20 protein-coding genes are annotated in these 24,630 nt (G+C 55.0%); 15 read left to right on the top strand and 5 right to left on the bottom strand.

Going from position 1 to position 24,630, the window contains the following annotated elements; all coding sequences use genetic code 11:
• Positions 1–104 precede the first annotated feature (104 nt).
• The 3 genes from BN8_RS07140 (at position 105) to BN8_RS07130 (ending at position 5,481) form a co-directional block, all read left to right on the top strand.
• Entirely contained in the window at positions 105–3,236 is a 3,132-nt protein-coding gene (locus tag BN8_RS07140; RefSeq protein ID WP_009281148.1) for an efflux RND transporter permease subunit, read from the top strand.
• 147 nt (positions 3,237–3,383) lie between these two features.
• Entirely contained in the window at positions 3,384–4,496 is a 1,113-nt protein-coding gene (locus tag BN8_RS07135; RefSeq protein ID WP_040005599.1) for a carboxylate-amine ligase, read from the top strand.
• Between the two features lie 88 nt (positions 4,497–4,584).
• Entirely contained in the window at positions 4,585–5,481 is an 897-nt protein-coding gene (locus BN8_RS07130; RefSeq protein WP_009281146.1) for a 3-hydroxyacyl-CoA dehydrogenase, read from the top strand.
• A 9-nt stretch (positions 5,482–5,490) separates the two neighbouring features.
• Here BN8_RS07130 and BN8_RS07125 read toward each other — a convergent pair whose 3' ends face one another.
• Positions 5,491–6,726, bottom strand: a complete 1,236-nt coding sequence (locus tag BN8_RS07125; RefSeq protein WP_009281145.1) for an acyltransferase family protein — start codon at positions 6,724–6,726, stop codon at positions 5,491–5,493.
• A gap of 141 nt (positions 6,727–6,867) precedes the next feature.
• On the opposite strand from BN8_RS07125, the gene BN8_RS07120 reads away from it, so the two are divergent.
• Positions 6,868–7,281: a MaoC family dehydratase gene (locus BN8_RS07120; RefSeq protein ID WP_009281144.1), complete on the top strand. Its 414-nt coding sequence runs from the start codon at positions 6,868–6,870 to the stop codon at positions 7,279–7,281.
• A 155-nt stretch (positions 7,282–7,436) separates the two neighbouring features.
• Here BN8_RS07120 and BN8_RS07115 read toward each other — a convergent pair whose 3' ends face one another.
• From BN8_RS07115 to BN8_RS07100, 4 genes are all read right to left on the bottom strand, one after another.
• Entirely contained in the window at positions 7,437–7,622 is a 186-nt protein-coding gene (locus BN8_RS07115) for a BF3379 family histone-like protein (protein ID WP_009281143.1), read from the bottom strand.
• 144 nt (positions 7,623–7,766) lie between these two features.
• Positions 7,767–9,077, bottom strand: coding sequence for an aminotransferase class I/II-fold pyridoxal phosphate-dependent enzyme (locus BN8_RS07110; protein ID WP_009281142.1), 1,311 nt, complete (start codon positions 9,075–9,077; stop codon positions 7,767–7,769).
• 107 nt (positions 9,078–9,184) lie between these two features.
• Positions 9,185–11,935, bottom strand: coding sequence for a TonB-dependent receptor (locus BN8_RS07105; protein WP_009281141.1), 2,751 nt, complete (start codon positions 11,933–11,935; stop codon positions 9,185–9,187).
• A 78-nt stretch (positions 11,936–12,013) separates the two neighbouring features.
• Positions 12,014–12,814: a GLPGLI family protein gene (locus BN8_RS07100; protein WP_009281140.1), complete on the bottom strand. Its 801-nt coding sequence runs from the start codon at positions 12,812–12,814 to the stop codon at positions 12,014–12,016.
• A 139-nt stretch (positions 12,815–12,953) separates the two neighbouring features.
• Here BN8_RS07100 and BN8_RS07095 point away from each other — a divergent pair, with 139 nt between their 5' ends.
• From BN8_RS07095 to BN8_RS07045, 11 genes are all read left to right on the top strand, one after another.
• Positions 12,954–14,498, top strand: coding sequence for a sensor histidine kinase (locus BN8_RS07095; protein WP_009281139.1), 1,545 nt, complete (start codon positions 12,954–12,956; stop codon positions 14,496–14,498).
• A 5-nt stretch (positions 14,499–14,503) separates the two neighbouring features.
• Positions 14,504–15,196, top strand: a complete 693-nt coding sequence (locus BN8_RS07090) for a response regulator transcription factor (protein WP_009281138.1) — start codon at positions 14,504–14,506, stop codon at positions 15,194–15,196.
• A gap of 214 nt (positions 15,197–15,410) precedes the next feature.
• Positions 15,411–15,908 carry a hypothetical protein gene (locus tag BN8_RS07085; protein WP_040005511.1) on the top strand — a complete coding sequence of 166 codons (498 nt, stop codon included), beginning with the start codon at positions 15,411–15,413 and terminating at the stop codon, positions 15,906–15,908.
• Between the two features lie 251 nt (positions 15,909–16,159).
• Positions 16,160–17,665: an acetyl-CoA carboxylase biotin carboxylase subunit gene (gene accC, locus BN8_RS07080; protein ID WP_009281137.1), complete on the top strand. Its 1,506-nt coding sequence runs from the start codon at positions 16,160–16,162 to the stop codon at positions 17,663–17,665.
• A gap of 190 nt (positions 17,666–17,855) precedes the next feature.
• A complete protein-coding gene (locus tag BN8_RS07075; protein ID WP_009281136.1) occupies positions 17,856–18,437 on the top strand; it encodes a DMP19 family protein in 582 nt (193 codons plus the stop codon).
• A 51-nt stretch (positions 18,438–18,488) separates the two neighbouring features.
• Positions 18,489–18,944 (top strand): GNAT family N-acetyltransferase, encoded by a 456-nt coding sequence (locus BN8_RS07070; protein ID WP_040005597.1) that lies wholly within the window; start codon positions 18,489–18,491, stop codon positions 18,942–18,944.
• Positions 18,945–19,080: 136 nt separating this feature from the next.
• The gene (locus BN8_RS07065) at positions 19,081–19,941 is read left to right on the top strand and encodes a DUF2306 domain-containing protein (RefSeq protein ID WP_009281134.1); all 861 of its coding nucleotides are present in this window, start codon (positions 19,081–19,083) and stop codon (positions 19,939–19,941) included.
• Positions 19,942–20,156: 215 nt separating this feature from the next.
• Positions 20,157–21,482 (top strand): MFS transporter, encoded by a 1,326-nt coding sequence (locus BN8_RS07060; protein WP_009281133.1) that lies wholly within the window; start codon positions 20,157–20,159, stop codon positions 21,480–21,482.
• 54 nt (positions 21,483–21,536) lie between these two features.
• Positions 21,537–22,049 (top strand): GNAT family N-acetyltransferase, encoded by a 513-nt coding sequence (locus BN8_RS07055; protein WP_009281132.1) that lies wholly within the window; start codon positions 21,537–21,539, stop codon positions 22,047–22,049.
• Between the two features lie 176 nt (positions 22,050–22,225).
• Positions 22,226–22,717, top strand: a complete 492-nt coding sequence (locus BN8_RS07050; RefSeq protein ID WP_009281131.1) for an OsmC family protein — start codon at positions 22,226–22,228, stop codon at positions 22,715–22,717.
• A gap of 63 nt (positions 22,718–22,780) precedes the next feature.
• Positions 22,781–24,559 (top strand): glycoside hydrolase family 9 protein, encoded by a 1,779-nt coding sequence (locus BN8_RS07045; protein WP_009281130.1) that lies wholly within the window; start codon positions 22,781–22,783, stop codon positions 24,557–24,559.
• The last annotated feature ends 71 nt before the right edge of the window (positions 24,560–24,630 follow it).

Here is a 24,630-nt window from a genome sequence, read left to right as displayed (position 1 = left end):
GAAAGAGCGAACGAGTGAACGATTACCTGAGCAATCAGTAATCCTCTCTACACTCGCCTGAACTCCGCCCTTTCACTCATTCGCTCTTTCATTCTTTATAAACCATGTCTGTATCCGAAATAGCCGTCAAACGGCCGCTGCTGGTTCTCACGGTCTTCACTGTACTGATTCTGTTCGGTGCATTGAGCTACCAGCAGTTGTCATACAATTTGTTGCCGAAGTTTGAAGCCAACGTGGTCAGCGTGGCGACAACCTACCGGGGCGCTTCGGCCGATGAGGTTGAAACCAACGTAACAAAGCGTATTGAAGACGCCTTGTCGTCACTGGAAGGCCTGGACCGCATGACGTCTACCTCGCAGGAGGGTGCGTCCATCGTGGTCATTCAACTGAAAAACGGGGTGAATACAACCCTGGCGCAACAGGATGCCCAACGGAAAGTAGAGCAGATTATTAACCTGTTGCCCGACGAAGCCGACCGCCCGATTATCAACAAGTTCTCGACCGACGAACTGCCGGTGCTGCGGATGGGCGTCACGGCCAATCTGCCGCCAACGCAACTGTACGACCTGATTGATGATAACATCAAACCCCAGCTCTCGAACGTATCGGGGGTTGGCCAGGTAAACGTCATCGGTGGTAACGAGCGCGAAATTCAGGTTAACGTTAACCAGGAAAAACTCCGGGGCTACGGTTTGTCCATCGGGCAGGTATCGCAGGCCATTGCAGCCGCCAATACCAGTTTCCCGGCGGGTCAGTTAGAAACCCGGGAGTCTCAATACTCTATCCGGTTCGATGCCTCCGTCGAGACGACGAACCGGATGCGTAATCTGATCGTGGCCCGGCGGGCCAACGGCAGCGAAGTGTTGCTCAAGAACGTAGCGGAAGTGGTCGACGCAACGACTAAACCGACGGCCATTAACCACATCAACGCCCAACCGTCCATCGGTTTGCAGATCCAGAAGCAGTCGGATGCCAACGCTGTATCGGTAAGCCAACAGACGCAGCAGCGCATCAAGCAGCTTGAGAAGCAGTACAGCAACATCAACCTGAAGTTCAACATTGCCGCCGACCAGTCGGTATACACGCTGGCTTCGGCCGACGCGGTGGTGTTCGATATGGGGCTGGCCATTCTGATTGTATCGGTGGTCATGCTGTTGTTCCTGCACAGCTTCCGGTCGGCCATGTTCGTGCTGGTTGCCCTGCCGTCGTCCATGATCCCGACGTTCGCCCTGATGTACCTGATGGGTTTCTCGCTGAATCTGATGACCCTGATGGCCCTTTCGCTCGTCGTTGGTATCCTGGTCGATGACTCGATTGTGGTGCTGGAGAACATCAACCGACACCTCGAAATGGGGAAAGACAAGCGCACGGCGGCTCTCGACGGCCGGAGCGAGATCGGCTTTACGGCCCTCGCCATTACGCTGGTGGACGTTGTGGTATTCGTGCCGCTGGCCATGACCGGTGGTTTGATCGGAAACATCCTCCGCGAATTTGCGCTGGTGGTGGTTTTCTCAACGCTGATGAGCTTGCTTGTATCGTTCACACTGACGCCGTTGCTGGCTTCCCGGTTCGGCAAAATCGAAGTGCTGAATCCGAAGTCGCTGTGGGGTCGCCTGAACATAGGTTTTGAAAACATGATCAGCCGGCTGACCGAAGCCTACGGCCGTATTCTGGTATGGGTGCTCGGCCACAAGCGGTATATTTTCCTGGCCGTTATTGCCCTGCTGGTGGGTTCCATTGCGCTCGTTCCGGCTGGTTTCATCGGTGGCGCGTTCATGCCGCAGAGTGATCAGGGCGAGATGAACGTAAACATCGAGCTGGCCCCAACGGCTTCGATTTACCAGACCAACTCGCTGGCACAACGGGCTGAGCAGATCATCATGAAGCACCCTGAGGTAACCAACGTCTTTACGAACGTCGGGTACAGCAGCAACGGCCTGGCGACGGCCTCAAACAGCAACATTGCCGACCTGAACGTGAAGCTGGTGGACAAAAAACAGCGGACCATCTCGACCGAAGAGTTTGGGCAGGTCTTGAAGAAGGAAGTAGGCCAGATTCCGGGGGTGAAAGTAACGGTTAGCCCCGTGGGGATTGTCGGTGCCCAGCAGGCTCCGATCCAGATCGCGGTGAAAGGCACTAACCTGAAGGACATTCGGGAAGCAGCCGCCACCGTCATGAACGTAACGAAATCGGTACCGGGCACGCAGGACGTGAAGTATTCGGTGAAAGATCCGAAGCCCGAAGTAACGGTTAACCTCGACCGGGAGAAGATGGCCCAACTGGGTATCAACGCGACGGACGTAGGTATGGCGCTGCAAAACGCTTTCCGCGGCAACGACCAGTCGAAGTTCAAGCAGGGCGGTAATGAATACGATATTCTGATCAGCCTGGACCGCTTTGATCGCACGAATCCGGAAGACATCAGCCGCCTGACGTTCGTCAATAACCAGGGCCGTACGTTCGAGCTGTCGCAGTTTGCGACGGTGCAGGAGCAGATCGGCGAGAGCGTACTGGAACGGATCGACCGGCTGTCGTCGGTAACGATCAACGCCCAGGTAGTGGGCCGTCCGGTCGGTACGGTCGGTAGCGACATTCAGGCTAAGATGGCTCAGCAAAAACTGCCCGAAGGCGTTTCAATTCAGTACCTGGGCCAGTTGCAGCAACAGTCCGACGCCTTCGGTAGCTTAGGCCTGGCTTTGGGCATCGCCATTCTGCTGGTGTATTTCATCATGGTGGCGCTCTACGAAAGCGTGGTGTATCCGTTCGTCGTTCTGTTCTCGATTCCGGTTGCGCTGATTGGGGCGTTGCTAGCCCTGGCGCTGACGATGGAAAGCCTGACGGTGTTCTCCATCGTGGGTATGATCATGCTGCTCGGTCTGGTGGCCAAGAACGCCATTCTGATCGTTGACTTTGCCAATCAGTTGAAAGCGGAAGGCCACGATGTCGTTCACGCGCTGATCGAAGCCGGTAAGGAACGTCTGCGCCCAATTCTGATGACGACCCTGGCGATGATTCTGGGTATGTTGCCGATCGCGCTGGCCAGCGGTGCCGGTGCCGAAACCAAGAACGGTATGGCCTGGGTCATCATCGGCGGTCTGACCTCGTCCATGCTGCTGACGCTGCTGGTGGTACCGGCTATGTACCTTGTCGTTGACCGGCTCATTGCGCGGTTTACGAAGAAACCCACAACGCCGAAAAAGCCCCAGGAACTGGAGGTGGCCAAAGCGATTAACTAGAGCATAGTATCAACTTTAGGTAAAGCCGGTTTGACGAATCAGACCGGCTTTACTGTTTTTCAGTGACACTTTATCCGGCAAATGGTTGTGCACTAGAAGGCTGTGACATTTAAAAACAGCCTGGTTACACCAACCCAGCTACAACCCGTGTCCCTATCCAAAGACGATTTCACCATCGGCGTCGAAGAAGAATACCAGATTATTCACCCGGAGACGCGCGAGTTACGTTCGCGTGGCCGATCCGTACTGTCCAAAGCCCAGGCTACCGTTGGCGATCAGGTTACGCAGGAACTGTATCTGTCCCAGATCGAAATTGGTACGTCCGTCTGTCATTCGCTGGCCGATGTCCGCGGTGAACTTCAGCGGTTACGCAGCGGTATCATTACGGCGGCTAAAAAAGTAGACTGTCGCATTGCCGCGGCCGGTACGCATCCCTTCTCGAATTGGGAGGGCCAAAAACTAACCCCAAAAGAACGCTACCAGGATCTGGCCGCGGATTATAAGCAGTTGGTCTGGGAGCAACTGATTTTCGGCTGCCACGTCCACGTAGGAATTCCCGACCGCGAAATTGCCATCCAGGTGATGAACCGGTCGCGGCCCTGGCTGGCCTCAATCCTGGCCCTGGCCAGCAACTCCCCGTTCTGGATCGGCCACGATACGGGATACAGCAGCTACCGTACCGAAATCTGGGGGCGTTGGCCTACGTCCGGCATTCCGCACGTTTTTGCCTCACGGTCTGAATACGACAAACTGGTCGAAGACCTGATCGCCACCGGCAGCATCTCCGAAGCCAGTAAAATTTATTGGGATATGCGGCCATCGTCGCACTACGAAACCCTGGAGTATCGCGTTACAGACGTTTGCCTGACTATCGACGAAGCTGTAATGATAGCAGGTCTGCTCCGGGCTCTGGCCAGGACCTGCGCGCAGGAAGCCGAGCGGTATACGGAAATCACGCACGCTCGGCCGGAGGTGCTACAGGCAGCTAAATGGCAGGCGGCCCGGTACGGTCTCGACGCTAAGCTGATCGATACACAGAAAGGTCGGCCGGTGGCCGCCAGAACGCTTATAAAAGCGCTACTGGAGTACGTACGACCGGCCCTGGAAGAGTTCGGCGATTGGAAAGAGATCAACACGCGGGTGCGGGACGTACTGACTGGAGGAACCGGAGCCAGCCGCCAGCGGGAGATTTTCCGCAAAAAGGGTTCACTGGAGGATGTTGTCGACTTCACCACTGATGAAATGGCGCGAGGCATTTAGGACCACTGCCTAATCTACCGGCACAATTTAATGAGCAACCCGTCCATCTACGGCTTTAAAACCTGAACAACATCAACAGTAAACCATAATGGACATCAAGCAGGTCACCGTATTTGGCTCTGGTGTGCTCGGCAGCCAGATTGCTTTCCAAACCGCTTTTCACGAGTTCAGCGTAACCGTTTATGACCTGAACGACGAACTGCTCGACAAAGCCAGAAACCGTTTTAAGGAGTTAGGGGAGCATTTTAAGAGAGACCTCGGCGCTACTCAGGACGCGATCGACGCGACCTTTCAGCGGTTACGCTATTCGACGGACATGGCCCAGGCCGTTCAGGACGCCGATCTGGCCATTGAAGCTATTCCGGAAAACGTTCAGATCAAAAGCGATTTCTACCTTCAGTTGGGAAAGGTGGCACCGGCCAGAACGATTTTTGCGACCAACTCGTCTACGCTGCTGCCCAGCCAGTTTGCGGAGCAGACCGGCCGCCCCGACCGCTTCCTGGCCCTGCACTTCGCCAACAACATCTGGCGGCAGAACACCGCCGAAATCATGGGCCATCCGGGCACTGATCCGGCCGTTTTCGATACGGTGGTTGACTTTGCCAAAGCCATCGGCATGGTGGCGCTCCCCATCCACAAAGAACAGCCGGGGTACATCCTCAACTCGCTGCTGGTGCCCCTGCTGGAAGCCGCCCTCCGTCTATACGTTAAAGGAGTGGCTGACCCCGAAACGATCGATAAAACCTGGATGATCGCTACCGGAGCGCCCAACGGTCCCTTCGCGATTTATGATGTCGTAGGCTTAACGACGGCGTACAACATTACGCTGAAAAACGCGGAGGCAACCGGCGACACCGACATGCAGCAAGCCGCTCAGATGCTGAAAGAAAACTTCATTGACAAAGGCAAGCTGGGCGTTGCGACCCGGGCAGGTTTCTACACGTATCCCAACCCGGCCTTTCAGCAGCCTGACTTCCTGAAGTAAGGCAACCCATTAAAGTTGCTTGCTCATGCCGGCGGGTTCGGTGATCTTGGGCTCTTTCACCGATAAACGGTCGCGGAGGTCGGTCACGGGGCGCTCGAAGAACTTGTACAACAGCGTCGACAGCACCAGTACCAGCCCCCAGAATAACCCTACTTTCACCCAGCCAACGGTCTCGGAGGTAGTCGGGATACGCTCCACGATATTGATCATTACAGGCGTCAGGTTGAGCAGGTACATTGAATACGAAATGAGGCTGATGTGCGTCACGGCCCGCGCCCACAAGGCCGGGCGTGATGCATCGGCCGTGCGCCAGCCGTCCATGTAGGGCAGCAACAGGGCCATGCTCAGGCCGGCCACCGGGAAGTAGAACGTCCGTTTGTAGAAGACGTACTGGGTGTAAATACCAGCCTCGACGTAATACTTCAGGATAAAGATGGAGGCCGTAAACGCCGTCAGCATCGTCAGCAGCAGGCCAACGAGCAGCGTCCGCTGACGTACGTGGGGACTATTCCACCAGCCGGGAAAATACTGTTTGAGGTAAGCCGCCAGCACCCCATACGAAATGGCGTCCAGTCGGCTCAGCACAATACCCCGGTAGCCCAGTTCCCCTTCTGAAATCGGAATCCGGATGGCATTCACCAGTCGGTAGGCGTTCGTACTCAGGATGATCAGCAGCACGGTTGACAGCACAATCCGACGCCGGGGCCAGTGCGCAGGCATCAGCGTGTGCAACAGCCACAACACGAGCGGCAGGGTGATATACGACCATTCTTCAATGGCTAAGCTCCAGGTTTCCGGAAAAAAATCGGGAATGTAGCTGGCAAAATTCTGCAGAAAGACGAAGTATTTGGCCAGCGTTTCTTTTGGCGGCAGCGTATGGTGCAGGCCGCTCCGCCAGGCCCGCAGCAGATTGAACGCCACCAGCCCGATCAGGACGAGGTAGTAGTTTGGCAAGGTTCGGAACCACCGGCGCGTCCAGAAATTGAGCAGCAGGTCGCGATCGAAACGCCCTTTTTTCTCATACGACCGGATCAGGATACCGCCAATCAGAAAGCCGCTCAGGACGAAAAAAAGCTCCACGCCGTCGGGCAGCAGGAAATGCCAGAAACCGCCCCGGTAATATTCCTTCAGCGCTACGGTGGCGTGGGCATCCACCACAATCAGGATGGCAGCCGCCCGCATGACATCCAGCCCGAATACCCGCGGGACATGCGACACACCGAGCGAAAACAGATTTTTCAGCATAATACGATGGGCCGTAATCCGGGATTAGCCGGCCCGCGGAACAAAACTACGCTCATTTGAGCAGATTTTAGCGTGAAAATAGCGAATGGACTAGGTAGCTTTGCAGCCATTCAAATCCGACAGACTGACAAATCTTTCCGTATGACACCCGAATTTGGCCTCAACGCCGTTCACCAGTACACGTTCCGTTTCACGCAGAACGATGTGATTGAGTTTGCCCGCATCACCGGCGATAACAACCCGCTTCACCTCGACCCGGATTTTGCGGCCCAGACACCGTTCAAACGCCCCATTATTCACGGCATGCTGGGGGCCAGCGTTTTTACCAAAGTTCTGGGCACCGAATTTCCCGGTTTTGGCTCCGTGTATTTAGGACAAACCCTAGAATTCCTCCGGCCGATGTTTGTCGATACGGACTATGAAGTGACGTTTACAGTGCAGGCTGTCAACCCGGCAAAACACACCGCCGAAATCCGGGGCGAAGTCCGCGATCTACAGACGAAAAAGACAGTGATGCGGGGCGTCGCCACGCTGATGCACCAGGAGAAGATTTAGAGTTCGTAGTTTGTAGTCTGGCTCACGAACGACAAACCACAAACTGTAGAACTACAAACCGCAAAACCACAACCCACAGAAAACCCCGCCGAAGAGAACGCTTGGGCGGGGCTAGGTTTGTTGGCCGGGGAGGCCGGGCCATAGTGGCCAATAAATTACGCTTTCTCGGCGGTGTTCTTTTTGTCCTGAACTTCCGAGCGGATGGTTTGCGCCAGCGTTTTCAGATCCTGCATGCCTTTGCGAACACGAGTACCTGCGGCCTGGTTGTTCTTCTCGTAGAACTTTTCGAAATCGGCCTCCAGCGACATTACCAGATTCTTTACTTCATCAAAGCGTGCCATAGCGATACGTATGGGTTTAAGTGTGAAAAAATGCCCAAATTCCGCTAAAAACGCGGTTTTCGGCTGAAATTTAATGATTATCACACGCAACGCAATAGGCAGCCCAAAAAAATAGGCGAAAAATGCAAGTTTTTGCAAAAAACGCTATTCAGCGGCTGATTCGGCCGATATTTCGATCGTTTCGGGGGCTACAGCCGCCCCAGAAGCTGCCAGTTCCTGATAGTAGCCACGCTGCAGCCGATCCGACACTTCCGTGAACGTTTCGAGGGTGTACTGAACGTCTTCCAGCGTATGTGCAGCCGTCGGAATGATACGCAGCATGATCACGTCTTTGGGCACTACCGGGTACACGACAATTGAGCAGAACACTCCGAAATTCTCGCGCAGATCACGCACCATTGCCGTCGCTTCCGGAATACCACCGTTGTTCTGCAACAGCACCGGCGTTACGGGCGATGTGGTATCGCCGATGTTGAAACCCCGGGCCCGCAAACCACTCTGCAGCGCGTTTACATTCTCCCACAATTTCTCGCGCAGCTCAGGATGCTTCTTGATCAGTTCGAGCCGCTTCATAGCACCCACCACATACGGCATGGGCAGCGCCTTGGCGTACGTCTGCGACCGCATGTTGTACTTGAGATACATGATCACATCGTGGTCGGCCGCGATGAATGCACCAATAGCCGCCATCGACTTGGCGAAGGTTGAAAAGTAGATGTCAATGCCGTCCTGGCAGCCCAGCATTTCGCCAACGCCCGCGCCGGTGGCACCCATCGTACCGAATCCGTGTGCGTCGTCGACCAGCAGCCGGAAATTGTATTTTTCTTTGAGTTTGACAATCTGATCAAGACTCCCGACTTTACCTGACATGCCGAATACGCCTTCCGTAACCACGAGGATACTGCCTCCCTTCTCAGTAGCCATCTTCGTAGCCCGCTGAAGGTTTTTCTCCAGGCTGGCCATGTCGTTATGGTTGAACTTGTAGTACTCACCCAGCTTTGCTTTGTGCAGACGGATACCATCGATCAGACAGGCATGGCATTCGGCGTCGTACACAATAACGTCGCGGTGATCGCAGATGGCTTCAATGGCCGACATAACCCCCTGATAGCCGTAGTTGAGCAGGAAAGCATCTTCCTTACCAACGAAATCGGCCAACTGGCGCTCCAGCTTTTCGTGCAGGTCACTGTTGCCCGACATCATCCGGGCACCCATCGGGTAAGCCAGTCCCCAGCGCTCAGTGGCTTCGGCGTCGGCTTTCCGTACGTCAGGGTGATTGGCTAAACCGAGGTAATTATTCAAACTCCAGTTCAGCATCTTCTTACCCCGAAACATCATGTGCGGGCCGAGTTCGCCTTCCAGCTTCGGAAATGCAAAATAATGGTGGCCCTGTAACTGCTTTGAATACGACCCGATTGAGCCGAGGTTGGTGCGCAACTTCTCAAATAAATCCACTTTCCGCGGTATGTTTTGGCGTTAAACCCTTGTTTTTAAAGCGATAAGTGCAAAAATAGCCTAAATGTTCTTTAGCACCAAAATACACCCTAAAATTTGGAAAATGGTTAAACGCCAAACTTCCGCAGATTGTAGACGAAACTAACTAGAAAATACTGTCTTAGCACGCGGCTCTGAACATCCTCCACGTACGTATCGGCTGTATTACGAACCAGACTGCGATTTTGATTCAGCAGATCAAAAACCTGGAGTCGCATTTCTCCCTGTTTCCCTTTGAAAAATTGTCGGGCCAGCGAAGCATTCCAGAGTGTGTAACGTTGGTTGAATCCTGCCGACCGCCCCGACGTAGCGGTGTACGTCAGATCGCTTCTGAGTATGAACTTGAAGGGTAATTGCCAGTTCAGATCGGCCGTCACGTACTGCGACCAGAACGCCGTGTTCTGGCGGGGCAGCAACGAGTACGTAGCAGTCTGGTAGCTGACGTTCCCACTGAGGCCGTAGTCAACTTTGCCGTTGAAGTTCGACTCCAGCCGTACCCCCTGCCCTATCGTTATGTTCTGCGACTCGTTGGTTTGGTTATTGATCAGACTGAGCGCCCGCGAAAAGCTTCCGTTGGTATTCAGGTTAATGTTCAGTTTAACGGATTGAATGGTTCGGCCAACCGACAGAAATCCGTTGGCCGCCCAGTAGCCGCCGATGTTAACCGGCTGCGTCGTTTGCGCGCCGGCTGCGTTTACGGTAGTGGCCGTTGCGATGCGGTTGTCGCTCTGGTTCACAGCCGCAAACAGGAACAGGCTTTTGGTACCGAGGCCGCTGGAACCATTGTAAGTCAACGTAATGGTATTGTAGAACTCCGGTTGCAGCGCCGGATTACCCAGCCGGATGTTCAACGGGTTAGTATTGTCCACAATCGGCTGTAATTGCGTTACGGAGGGCGCATTCAGGCGAGTGCGATACTGAAGCCGCAGGCTGCGGTTACCCGAAAACGTGTAATTGAACAGCGCATTGGGCAGAATGTGAAAATACTGACGATTCAGGCTGGTGTCGACCGAGCGGTTTTCGGCCCGGAGTTCGGCTTGCTGCAGATCAAAACCAAGGGCATAGGTGTAGCGCAGCCGACGCGTTTGGATCGTCCCCCCCAGCCGGTGCGTATTGAAGCTGCTGGTAAACTGATTCGACAGGTTCAGATTCCGGCGATCATACTGGCCGGTCGTTTCGTTGAAATCCGCTACGTCGCGTTCGGCCTGATTGCGGTTTGTACCGTAGGCGTAGCGCAGTTCCAGCTTGCGGGTCAGGGACAATGGCTCCGTGTATGACAACGTTAGCGCATTCTGAGGGGCGTAGTTGTCCTGTCGGTTGCGCTGATCGAGCCGGAGGGGACGCGGATTGCCGCCGGTTGAATCGTAGAACGTGTTGATCGACTGGTTGAGGGCGTTGGTCAACTGGTTGTTCACGATCGTATTCAGGTTCAGCGAAAGGGTCCGTCCTTCCCGCCGGAACTTGCGCATGAGCAGCAGGTTGCTGTATACGTTCAGTCCGTTGCCAGCGGAGCCGTAGCGCGTATCGCCCTCATTGAGCAGTTGTCCATCCGGCAGTGTTGAGCGACTCACGCTACGGCTGTCGAAGCCACTGTTCTGCCACGATACGTTGGGCGTGAAGCGCAGGCTCGTCTCGGAGTCCAGCTTCCAGTCGAGACGCAGGTTCAGCCGGTGGTTGTTGACGCGATTACGCGAAAAATTGCTTTGATCGGTCAGGAGCGACTGGCCCGGCAGTATGCTTTCCCGCCGACTTTGCTGGTCGGTGGTTGTGATGGCCTGATTGAAGAAATAGCTGGTCGCTACTTCCGCATTTTTGCCCCACTTATCCCTGTAATTGATGCCGGCCGCCTTGGTCTCGATGATGTTGGTAGGCGACTGGTTTCCGAACGGGTTTCCGCCCCCGCCGGGTCGGCCCACAAAGACCGGTTCCTGCCCACCGCCCCCGGGTCCGTCCTGGAGCGTAAAACCCTGCTGGTTGAGGTTATTTGCCTGCCCCGTCAAGGAGATCTGACGGCCATTATTGAAGCGGTTGACATTCAACCGCCCCTGATAACGACCGTCGGTTCCGGCTCCAGCTGAGTTTTGTCCAAAATACCCTTTGCGTTTGTCTCGTTTGATGGTCAGGTTGATGGTTCGTTCGCGGTTGCCGTCGTCAATGCCCGAAAACTGCGACTGGTCCGACGACTGGTCGTACAACTGCACCCGATCAACGATGTCGGCGGGGAGGTTCCGGGTCGCCATTTTAGGGTCGTTTCCGAAAAAGGGCTTGCCGTCCACCAGCACCCGATTGACCGTCTGCCCCTGCGCCCGGATGGTTCCGTCGCGGCTCACCTCCACCCCCGGTAGTTTTTTCAACAACTCCTCAACCTGCGCGTTCGGCTGCGTTTTGAAGGAGCTGGCATTGAACTCCAGCGTATCCTGCTTCACCGTGATGGGCGGTCGTTCCTGGGTCACCACGACCTCACCGAGCGTTTTGGCCTGCTCGGTCATCAGGAACGTACCGGCGTCTACAGTTGGGCTGTCGGGCGTAACGGTTACGGTACGCGAGCCGTTCCGATACCCCACAAACGTTACCAGAACGCGGTACTGCCCCGGCGCTACGTTGCGGATCTGAAACCGGCCGTCGCCGTCGGTGATGGTGGCCGTTACGTAGGCAGAATCGCGGGCGGTCAGCAGCGATACCGACGCCGTCCGTAAGGGTTTACCTGTTACAGAGTCCACGGCAACGCCCTGTATCTGAGTCTTGCTGCCCAATTTCTGAGCGTAAAGGCAAGTGGCTCCGCAGAGGACCAAGAAAAAAAGGAAGGAAAGTGTACGCATTCGTATGGTGTTGAAAACTGTTCATGAGAGGGGTGACCCACGATCTAAGTCGTGGGTCAGGCAGGATGTCCTAGTAAATCAATTTCGCTCGCCCATCATCAACTGCTGACGGAAATCAGCCATGGCTTTGTCCCGCAGATCAGCTAGCTTTTCGGGGGCAACAGCCTCGGCCTGTGCGTTGGGCTGAACCTCTTTTTGATCGACGGCCGTGGCGGAAACTTTCGTAGCCCGGAACTGCTCCCGGTTGCTTTCAACCAGCAGCACCACCCCCGTTTCGGGTGTCAGCTCGCGGATGGGTGAGTACGTAAACGGCAGTTCGGTCGTGTACCATACGGTGTACGTATCGTTGCGGTAAGGGACGGTCGCTTTGCGGCAGGTATAGCCCGCAATCTTCCTGGTCTGGTCGGTCAGTTGCCAGTTGCCAACCCGCTTGATGGGCGCTTCGGCGCGGTACGTTTTTGCCTCTTTCTCCTTGCCGACGGTCAGCAACGTAATGGTTTTCTGGCCAGTGAGGTCCACAAACGTTTGTTCGTCAAACGGACGGCCCATGTTGGTTCTCCGGGGGGCACCGCCCCCGCCAGGCCCGTCGACAATCGTCCGGATAACGGCGTTTTGCTCCCCGCGATCCTCTTTGGCGAAGTTACCCGCGAAGATGAGCTTCTGGCTGAACGTGCGGGTGTCGGGAATATCGGCGGGAAAGTTGGCATCGCCGGGCTTGACCTCTTCGCCGTTGATCATGATCCGCATACCCGACGGATCAATCTTGCGGACCCCTTCGTAGGTAATCTGCCCCGACGTTGGGGCCTGCGCCAATAGCGGACGGGAGAAAGCGCCCGTGAGGGCCAACAGAATAAGCAAGGCAAGTGCGTGCGTTTTCATGGAAATTTGTCTGGTTTGAAATGACCATACAAACTTCCGGCGATGGAATGTAACGTACTGCTATATAGTGTTAAACAGTGTTAAGATCGATTGAAAGCCAATTGGAGCCATGTAGATTTGTATACGAAACCCCGAACGAATGAAACGGAGAATCCGCTCTATCTTCTGGCTGATGACGATCTGTATCCTGGGCATCAACGCCTTTCAGGGGTACTGGCTTTTTACAACCTACCAGCTCAACCGACAGCAATTCCGGCGGACGGTGCAGGATGCCATGTGGCAGGCCGTTCAGCAGCAGCGGTTAACCGATGCCCGGGTGTTACTGGGCCATGCCCCGCCCACAAAAGGCATTCATAGTAAGCTGTTTATCCGTCGATTTGAAGAAGCGGGCGAATCCGAACGCGTCTTCATCAGTCAGGAACTGGATACGCTTCCCGCCCGATTTCAGGTGCTACGGGACAGTTCCCGGCGGGTCGTCGTGTCGTACAGGAAGCAACCGTCAACCAGGAACGCCCCAAACGTACCGGCTGACTCGCTGGCAAAACGAATTTCTAACTTATTGCTGCTCGATTGGGCCAAAGACGCCGGGGTTGATCTCCGTACCTTTGCGGCAACGTACCGCTCTGAACTGACTCAGCGGGGTATTGACGCCGACTTCAGGCTCGATACGCTGACCATCCGGCCTAAACGCGCCCGGGATAACGTATTTATTTTCAAAGACCTGACGGCCGTTTCTGAAAAGACTGATTTGTGCACCACGCCTATACCGATTAATCCCGTGAAAAATCTGTTCGTGCAGGCATCGTTCACCACGCCGACCTTTTACCTGCTGCGCCGGATGGGCTGGTTACTGGGTAGTTCGGTGCTGCTGCTGGCACTCACTACGGGTTGTTTCCTGTTCATGCTGTCAACGATTCTGCGGCAGAAAAAGCTGTCGGACGTGAAGAATGACTTCATCAATAACATGACGCACGAACTGAAAACGCCCCTGGCTACGGTCACGGCGGCCGTCGAAGCGTTGCAGCATTTTGGTGCGCTGAATGACCCGCAGAAAACCCAGACGTACCTGACCGTTTCGCGCGACAACCTGCAACGGCTGTCCGATCTGGTCGAGAAAGTCCTGAACCTGGCGGTTGAGGAGAAGAAAGAACTGGTGCTGAATCCCGAATGGATCAGGCCATCGGAGCTGGTGAATCAGATCATCGGCAACCACCAGGTAAAAGCCGACAAACCGGTTCATTTTGAGGTCGATATCCAACCCGGCGAGGAGCCCGTCCGGATCGACCGATTTCATACCACCAATGCCATCAACAACCTGATTGACAACGCCATCAAGTACTCGAAAGAATCTGTCACGATTCGGATTACCAGCGGCAAGCAGGAACGTGTCTGGCGGCTGTCGGTCCAAGACAATGGCATTGGCATCCCTAAATCGTACCATCAGGCCATTTTCGACCGGTTCTTTCGCGTTCCGACCGGGAATCTGCACCCGGTCAAAGGTTTTGGCCTGGGGCTTTCGTACGTTCGGCAGGTGATTGAAAAGCACGGTGGCCTGATCGACGTTATCAGTGAACCCGGCGTTGGCAGCGAATTTGTTTTACTCATTCCCGAAACGGGTGGCGACGGCCAAGCCCGCGTCCGGAAATTTTCATTTCCCCTGTTTCGGACTCCCTCTCCCGCATAAATTGCATGGCAACCGTATTATTGATTGAAGACGAATTGGCCCTGGGTATGATCGTTCGGGACAGCCTCGAAGTGCGCGGTTTTACGGTCCAATACGCGACCGACGGGGCCGAGGGACTGGCGTTGTTTCATGAGCAGAAACCCGACATTGTGGTGGCTGATGTGATGATGCCCACGATGGACGGCTTTTCGCTGGCTGAAACCATCCGGCAGACCGACGACGAGATTCCGATTATGTTCCTGACGGCCCGTTCGCAAACCGCCGACGTCGTGAAAGGGTTCGAACTGGGCGGCAATGACTATCTCAAGAAACCATTCAGTCTGGACGAACTGATTGTGCGCATCAACGCCCTCCTGAAACGCCGGCAGTTACCCCGCCCAACCGAGCCAGCTCCGACGCCATCGCCCCTGCTGACGATTGGCCGCTACCAGTTCGATCCGCCCAAACAGAAACTGACCCTCGACGGCCGCGAGGAGCTCCTTTCCCACCGCGAAGCCGAACTGCTCCGGCGGCTTTATGAGCAACGAAACCAGGTCCTCGAACGGACTGTGGTATTGCAGGAACTCTGGGGCGACGACAGTTTCTTCAACGGCCGAAGCCTCGACGTATTCATTACGCGGCTCCGGCGCTACCTCAAAGATGACCCGCAGGTCCAGATCGTCAACATCCGGGGTATTGGGTATAAGTTGATTGTGTGATTTAGCTCCGGCAACTGCAACTAGCTATCGCTACAAACTCGTTCACGGACTAGTAGGGTCATTTGCTGTTATAGATTACACTGGGCAGTTGGCAAGCACCCGCTTGCAAAACACGGTAAAGCGCAATCCCGTTAATTACTGTTAATTAGTTCTTCTTTTGGTTACCTAGAACTTACTTTGTCGCAGACAACAGCTTATTCCCAGGTTAACTTCTATGAAAAACTTTCTAGCCATTCTTTGTTTCTGCCTACCGCTAGCCGGGCTTGCGCAAACGCACACCACCAAAAGCCCTTTCAGTGCCCGTAATACCGTTTATATCGAAGCATTAGGATCAGGTGGCATCTACTCCGTAAACTACGAGCGATTACTATTGACAAGGCCAAAACAGGCTTATGGCGTTCGGGTGGGTACCTCCTATTTCGGAAGCCCCAGGACTACGGTGCTGGTTGGCGAGCTGTTCACTATAGTTGGCGGAGGCAATCATCATGGCGATTTTGGCATTGGTTTGGGCGGTTTCGTGAGAAGCAACACTGCGTCAGAGCTCATAAGAAGAAATGGTATGTATGCTGTTCCTCGTCTAAGTTATCGGTATCAAAAGCCTAATGGAGGCTTGATGTTACGAGCTGGTTTTACCCCCATTATTGAATTAAGTAGTGCTGCCATCGACCGATTTGGACCCTGGTTCGGCCTGAGTATTGGTCACGGTTTCTGAGCCGATTAATTCTTACGGCCACGTTTCTCTGGTCGTTCTCCCTGTTCATGGATTGCCACAAGTGATTTCCCCTGCCCAATTGGTACCGAAGGACATAGGCTATAAACAGATTGTGTGAGCCAGCCAAAACTGCTAAGTTTACGCAGTAGACGCTGGATAGTGGCCATTGGCTGTTGGACTGTTACGTGGTAGTTAGTCTTACATCCAGGTTCACTATCCAGCGTCCAACGTCCAGCATCCTGCATCCAATAATGCCTCAGATCAACAAACTCCTCGTCGCCAACCGGGGCGAAATTGCCCTGCGTGTCATGCGTACCGCCCGCGAAATGGGCATCAAAACCGTTGCTATTTACTCCGAAGCCGACCGCAATGCCCTCCACGTTCGTTATGCCGACGAAGCGGTTTGCGTGGGACCAGCCCCCTCCTCGGAGTCGTACCTGAAAAGCGACGTCATCATTGACGTGTGCAAACGGCTCGGCGTCGACGCCATTCACCCCGGCTACGGTTTTCTGTCCGAAAACGCCAACTTTGCCCGGCAAGTCCGCGAGGCTGGCCTGATCTTCATTGGTCCCTCGCCCGAGAGCATCGAGATCATGGGCAGCAAACTGGCCGCCAAAGCCGCCGTTGCCAACTACAACATCCCGATGGTGCCCGGTACGCCCAGCGCCATCACCGACCGGGCCGAAGCCAAAATCATCTCGGCTAAAATCGGCTATCCGGTGCTGATCAAAGCCAGTGCGGGCGGGGGCGGCAAAGGCATGCGGATTGTCGAGAACGACGCCGAATTTGATGAGCAGATGGACCGTGCCGTGAGCGAAGCGCTGTCGGCATTTGGCGATGGATCGGTGTTTATTGAAAAGTACGTTACGTCGCCCCGCCACGTCGAGATTCAGGTCCTGGGCGACCAGCACGGCAACATCATTCACCTGTTTGAGCGCGAGTGTTCCATTCAGCGCCGTCACCAGAAGGTCGTCGAAGAAGCGCCCTCCGCCATTCTGACACCCGAAATCCGCGATGCGATGGGCCGGGCCGCCGTGGACGTAGCTCGGGCCTGTGGCTACTACGGAGCCGGAACGGTGGAGTTCATCGTCGATGATCAGCTCAATTTCTACTTCCTCGAAATGAACACCCGGCTCCAGGTAGAGCACCCCGTCACGGAGCAGATTACGGGTGTTGACCTGGTGAAGCAGATGATCTACATCGCCGAGGGCAAACCCTTGGACATCAAGCAGGAAGACCTGACCATCAAAGGCCATGCCGTGGAGATACGTGTGTATGCCGAAGACCCGGCCAACAACTTTCTCCCCGACGTTGGTACGCTGGAAACGTACGTCCGGCCGCAGGGCAACGGCGTTCGCGTCGACGACGGATTCGAGCAGGGCATGACCATCCCGATTTACTACGACCCGATGATCGCCAAGCTCATTACGTATGGCGACAGCCGCGAGGAAGCCATCCAGAAAATGATCCGGGCCATTGACGAGTACCAGATTACGGGCGTTCAGACAACGCTGCCCTTCTGCCGGTTCGTGATGGAACACGAGGCTTTCCGGTCGGGGCAGTTCGACACGGGCTTCGTGGCCCGGTACTTTACGCCAAATCCCGATGTGTTAATTGCTGAAACCGACCCCACCGAATCGGAATTAGCGGCTGTGTTGGCGGCCTGGCTGCTGCAACAGCAGAAGCCCAGGACGAACGGGACAGGCGTTCAGGTGGCACAGCCCCGCAGTAAGTGGAAAACGAACCGGCTGAACTGACGTCGATTTTTGGTAAATTAGTAGCCTTGTTGGGCTGTCGGGTTTGAAAGCTCGATCCACGTGTGTAGCGTGTAGTCAGATTTCGAACCTGACCGCACGTCAATCGGGATCTATGTGTGGGGTCGGGTTGTCAACCCGACCATGCAAATACCATCAAGACACGAGTAGAATCGCTCAATAAATCGCGTCCATGAAAAACGCCTTACTTCTTCACCTGATCTTGTTCTGTTCGCAGGTTTGCCTGGGTCAGTCAGCGAGTAGCACTAACAATACAACACCCGCAGGCATTACCCGGGCGATGCTCGACAAGGCCCCCGATACCGAAATAGAGCGACTGGTGATGGATGCGATTTCGGGACAGGTCAACAAAGATCTGGCCAGGGAGATCGACGTACTCAAAACGCTGTCAAAGGGTCAGCAGGCTGTTTATATAACCTGGGTTTTAGAAAATGAAGTCGGCAACGGTGGTTTCTTTCAGTTTTTCCGCAACACACCCGATCAGTTTGCGGCCCTGGCCGTAGACGGCATCCGGACGCTTGGAGCTACACCGTTTGACGATATTCTGCAGCAGGCCAGCGAAATTTACGCAGAAATGGTGGCTGAGCAGGAGATAATCAACCCGGCCGCGTTGCAACTGCTGGGCAAAGCAAACAATAACGATCCGATGCGCGAGATTGACGAAGATTTCAACGCAACGAACGAAGAAAAAAGCCTTTCCGAATATAGGGTCAAGTACATAAAAAGTCATAAAGATGAGTTTGTGAGTAAATAGAACGTGACCAAACAGGCTCGACCACAGCTAGCCGACTATCCCTACCCCGCCATGCGTTCCCTTATCCGTACGACCTACGATGACCCGCGTTTTCTTGAATTAATCGCCGAACTGGATGCTGATTTACGCGATCGATACGGTGCCAAACAGGACTGGTTCGACCAGTTTAACAAAGCGCTGGCCGGGGCGAATGTAGTCCTCGTTCTTGACGGAGAAACGCCGGTGGGCTGCGGCTGCTACCGCGAAACCGACGATACTGATCGCGTAGAAATCAAACGCATGTACGTCAGACCGACCTGGCGTCGGCAAGGCATAGCCCGGCAGCTATTGACGGAACTGGAAACCTGGGCCAAAGAGGCAGACTACCAGTTCGCCCGCCTGGAAACCGCCATCCGGCAACCCGAATCCATTGCGCTGTACCAGAAAGCAGGCTATCAACCCATTGCCAAATACGGTCCTTACGTTAACAGCGAAGAAAGCGTTTGCCTGGAGAAAGCCCTCTACTAAGTGCATCTCCAGGGTATGTCCTGAAAGCAGAATTTTAAACGGGGTATACCGTCTACGAAAAACACCAGGGGTAGTACGAGCACTCGTTGAAAAAGTCGCTAGCTTTCACCTAACATATCCGCAAAGCGTAGTATACATGACAAAAGTTGTGAGTGAGGCTGTTTCGCAACCAGTAAGCCACCGGCCACTGACTAAACTGAGTGCAAAAACACTACACTGGTCTGGTATTTTACTGGTCACTACCGTCTGGATCAGCGCAGCGCTCTTCGGCTTGTATATTCTGGCGTTCTACGCTTCCGCCCTGTATGCAGGCAACATGGATCGCTGGAACAACGTACTACCAAGGCTATACGAGCCAGGGTCAACTACGGCCACGACCGGCATAGGTCTTCACTTCGCGATGGGTGGCCTGATTCTGGTTCTTGGCAGCATCCAGCTACTTAACTCCGTCAGGGTTCGTTACCCCGCCCTGCACCGCTGGATTGGCCGTATATACGTTGTATCGTCGGTACTGGCTGCCGTTGGCGGCTTAGTGTTCATTGCCATTAAAGGCACCATTGGCGGCTCGGTGATGAACATCGGCTTCTCCCTCTACGGCATTTTGATGTTGATTTCGGCCATAGAAACGTATCGGCACGCCGTAGCCAAAAACCTGGATAAGCACAGGCGGTGGGCGCTACGTTTGTACGCACTGGCTATCGGCTCCTGGTTATACCGGATGGACTACGGCTTCTGGGTGCTCCTTACCGATGGCCTTGGGCATACCCGCTCGTTCAGCGGCCCGTTCGATATGGTTATGGCTTTTTTCTTTTACATCCCTAATCTGCTGGTAGCCGAAGCCTTTGCCAGAGCACGTTCCTATACTGCTTCGCCGGCTCTCAAACTATCGGCGTCCGTTGTTTTGCTGTGCGCAACCGGCTTTTTGCTCCTGGGTACGTATTACTTTACGCTGTACTACTGGGGACCGGCTATTGTAAACTGGATCGCCGGCAACTAGCCAATTTCAGTCGTTCATCACCTACCTTCTGCAAAGTTGGCCACCTGCTTCATCGGCGGGCTTGGGTTTGGCGTATCTGGTCCATCGGGCCATCATGAGCGAAGAAATCGGTTGTCGGGATCAGCCCCTTAAATGTCGGTATCCCCCCTGTGTTCCCCGTCAATAAGCCGTATTTTTGAGACGAACAACGCAGTAAACACAACTAATGATCCCCAATGGAAACAATCAACCCGTCAGCGCCAGCCGTCGACCGATTGCCCCGGTTATTCTACACCATTCTGATCAACTCCCTGACGGCCTCCCTGACGAATAACTTTGTCTGGTTCGCCGTTACGTTCTGGGTTTACCTCGAAACCAAATCCGTCGTCGCGACTTCCGTTATGGCCGGCGTCTATACGGGGACCGTTGCCCTGTCCGGCTTTTTTCTCGGCTCACTGGTCGATCGGTACCCCAAGAAACAGGCCATGCTCCTATCGAGTCTGGGATCGCTGCTGCTGTATCTCATAGCTGCAACCATCTACGTCCTTACGCCATCGGCCGTTCTGAAAGACCCCGCCAGCTTAGCCCTTTGGGCATTTATTATCCTGTCGCTCCTGGGGGCAATCGCCGGCAACATGCGGTCCATTGCGCTGGCCACCGTCGTGACAATTTTACTACCTGAGGCACAACGCGACCGGGCGAATGGACTGGTCGGTACCGCAAACGGCGTTTCGTTTCTGATAGCCTCCATTTTCAGCGGGCTGGGTATTGGCTTTATCGGCATGGCGTGGACCCTAATCCTAGCGATCATTTTAACCGGCATCGTCATTGTCCACCTGTGGGGGCTGTCGTTTCCGAAGCAGGAAGCGCCAACTACGGAATCTCAGCACGACAGTATCGACGTTCGCGGTACGATTCGGGCAATACAGCTCATTCCCGGCATGTTTGGCCTGATCTTTTTCAATACCTTCAACAACTTCCTGGGTGGGGTGTTCATGTCGCTCATGGATGCTTACGGCCTTTCACTGGCGTCGGTTCAGACCTGGGGTATTTTGTGGGGGGTCCTGAGTCTCGGATTCATCATCGGCGGGTTGGTGGTTGCCCGGGTTGGTCTGGGTAAAAACCCGCTACGGACGCTCTTTCTGGCCAACATCGCCATGTGGACCGTCTGCGTTTTCTTTACGATTCAGGCGTCCATTGTCCTGCTTGCAGCGGGTATGTTTGGTTACTTATGCCTCATTCCCGTGGTTGAAGCGGCCGAGCAGACCATCATCCAGAAGGTAATTCCTCCTGAGCGCCAGGGCCGGGTGTTTGGTTTCGCCCAGAGCGTCGAGCAGGCGGCCTCGCCCCTTACCGCGTTCATGATTGGCCCGATCGCGCAGTTCATCTTCATTCCGTTCATGACCACCGGCGCCGGCGTAGACTGGATCGGCTCCTGGTTCGGCACCGGCACCGCCCGTGGTCTGGCCCTGCTGTTTACGCTGACTGGCCTGATCGGACTTATCATTACGTTAGTGGCTATGCGGTCGAAAGCTTACCGTACGTTATCTTCGGCCTATTAACGTTTTTCGCTCCGCCGGGGCAGTAGCCGGCGGAGCCGTATTGGCTTACATCGCATGGATCTTCTGGTAACCGAGCGCCTACGTCTTCGTCATTTAACCATTCAGGATGCCCCGTTTATTCTTGAGTTGCTCAACACGCCATCCTGGCTAACATACATCGGGGATCGCGGGGTACGAACGCTCGATGATGCGCGTAACTACATGCTACATGGTCCAATGAGCAGCTACGAGCGTCATGGTTTTGGTCTGTATCGGGTTGCCTTACAGGATACCGATACGCCCATCGGCCTCTGTGGTTTGCTTCAGCGGGAAACCCTGGATAAGCCTGATATCGGGTTTGCGTTCCTGCCCGATCACGCAGGAAAAGGGTACGGCTTTGAGTCAGCATCGGCCGTTCTGGCCCATGAACTCGCCAAGCCTGGCCTGAAAGCCGTAGCCGCCATTGTCACCCCGACGAACCAGCCCTCAATCAGACTCATTGAGAAATTAGGATTACGTTTTCAGAAACGGTTCAGGCTAATAAACGACAGCGAGGAACTGCTGCTGTTTGAAGGCCCGGTTCCTTAATCATAGAGGTCATCAACTCACCTGAGGAGCTTTTGAATAGAAGGACCACATCAGGCTATCTTTGTCTTCTTGTTTTTGGCATCCTGATTTTTGTCATTCTGAAGCACGACTGGGCCGCCAGATGACAAAAAGGCTAAACTACCTGTAACAATACTTTTGGCAACCCCTCATACATCATGAAAGGACAGCACCACTACGCCCTGACGGTTCAATGGACCGGCAACAAAGGTCAGGGCACCAAAACCTACACCGCCTACGACCGCAGTCACACCATCCAGGTTCCGAACAAAGTCGACATCCTTGGCTCGTCCGATCCGGCCTTTCGGGGCGACCCTACCCGGCATAATCCCGAAGAATTACTGGTCTCTTCGCTGTCGACCTGCCACATGCTCTGGTTCCTGCACCTCTGCGCTCAGAACGGTATCATCGTGACGGACTACGTCGATCAGGCGACCGGTACTATGGTTGAAACCCCGGACGGTGGTGGGCATTTTTCCGAGGTAACCCTTCGCCCAACCGTGACGGTCGCGGAGGAGTCCATGATTGACCGGGCGAACGAACTGCATGCTCAAGCCAACAAACTTTGTTTTATAGCCAACTCCTGCAATTTTCCGGTGCATCATCAGCCGAACTGCCGGACAGAAGCGGTAGAGCCGTCCATTAACTAAACACTTGGATAAAATCAGTAGAATTGTGTTCTTGCTCCGTTTTGCTGGAGACTACCCTGAACAATGAACATACTCTATTTTTGCACCCGGGTCCTGAGTCCGTTCGGTGTCCTGCTTTGCGTCCTGACAGCCCGGGCCCAATCCGTTTCCGAGTCCATTCGACTCAACCAGGTCGGTTTTTATCCCAGTGCCCCCAAAATCGCCGTGGTCGTCGGTGAGTCGGGCGCTACGTTCCAGGTGGCGACACCAGACCTTAAAACCGTGGTATTTACCGGTACGCTCTCCAACCCGCAGACCAATCCGCTGTCGGGCAAGGTGAATCGTCAGGCTAATTTTTCGAAATTCATCAAACCTGGTACGTACGTCGTGGTCGTTCCGGGTATGGGCCATTCGTATCCGTTCGAGATCAGGCCGAATGTTCACCAGGCGGTTGCCGCCGGATCGATCAAAGGGTTTTACTACCAGCGGGTATCCGTTGACCTGCCCGTCCGCTACGCCGGCAAGTGGAGCCGCCCCGCAGGCCATCCCGATTCGCGGGCGCTGGTTCACGCATCGGCCGTATCACCGGGTCGCCCGGAAAACACGGTCATTGCCTCATCGAAGGGCTGGTACGATGCCGGCGACTACAACCGCTACATCGTCAACTCAGGCATTACGATGGGTACGCTGCTGTCGGTGTACGAAGATTTCCCCGCGTACACCACGTCACTGAAAGTTGACATTCCGGAATCCGGCAATCAGTTGCCCGACCTGCTCGACGAAGCCCTGTGGAACCTGCGCTGGATGCTGACCATGCAGGACCCAACCGACGGTGGGGTGTACCACAAGCTGACCAACGCTAAATTCGACGGGATGATCATGCCCGACAAAGCGACTAAAGATCGCTACGTTGTGCAGAAAAGTACGGCCGCAACGTTGGACTTCGCTGCCGTGATGGCCCAGGCGAGCCGGGTTTTTCGGCGCAACAACCGGGCCGTACCGGGACTGGCCGATTCGTGCCTGACGGCCGCCGTGAAAGCCTGGAACTGGGCAAAACAGAACCCGGCTGTGTTGTATGAGCAGGAAGCCATGAACCGCCAGTTTGACCCCGACGTATCGACGGGTGCCTATGGCGACCGCAACGTAAGTGACGAATGGATCTGGGCGGCTGCGGAACTGTACGTCACCACCAAGGACGATGCCTACTACACTGCCGTTAACCTGTACCCCGACGACAAAACGCCCCTGCCTTCCTGGAATCAGGTGCGCACACTTGGCTACTATACCCTCGCCCGCTTTGCCGACAACCTGACGGCTACGGGTAAAAAAGACGTACCCGCCCTGAAGAAACGCCTGACTACGTTTGCCGATGAACTGATTCAGGGCACTGATCAGAACCCGTACGGAACGGTGATGGGCAAATCGGCCCGCGACTACATCTGGGGCAGCAGTTCGGTGGCCGCCAATCAGGGCATCGCGCTGATTCAGGCGTATCGTCTGACGAATGACAAGAAATACCTGGCCTATGCCCTGGCCAACCTGGATTTCCTGCTGGGCCGCAACGCCACCGGCTACTCGTTCCTGACTGGTTTCGGCGACAAACCTGTGATGCATCCCCACCACCGCCCATCGGTAGCCGATGGCGTTGACGAGCCGGTGCCGGGCCTGCTTTCGGGTGGCCCCAACGGTAGCGCACCCAAACAGGACAAGTGTCCCGGCTACACGGCTACGTCGCCGGACGAAACCTTTCTGGACAACGACTGCTCGTACGCGTCCAACGAAATTGCCATCAACTGGAATGCGCCGTTTGTCTACCTCGCGGCCGCGATTGAAGCTCTTCAACCAGAGTTTGGCTCTAAGTAAGTGCTGAATTTAACCCTGGCGGCACCGCGAACACAGAACGTACACGAAGTGAACCAACTAACCGCTTCGTG

Source organism: Fibrisoma limi BUZ 3 (assembly GCF_000296815.2).
Classification (GTDB): Bacteria; Bacteroidota; Bacteroidia; order Cytophagales; family Spirosomataceae; genus Fibrisoma; species Fibrisoma limi.
Note: the sequence above shows the minus strand (reverse complement) of the source record. Positions and strands in the feature narration are given on the sequence as shown.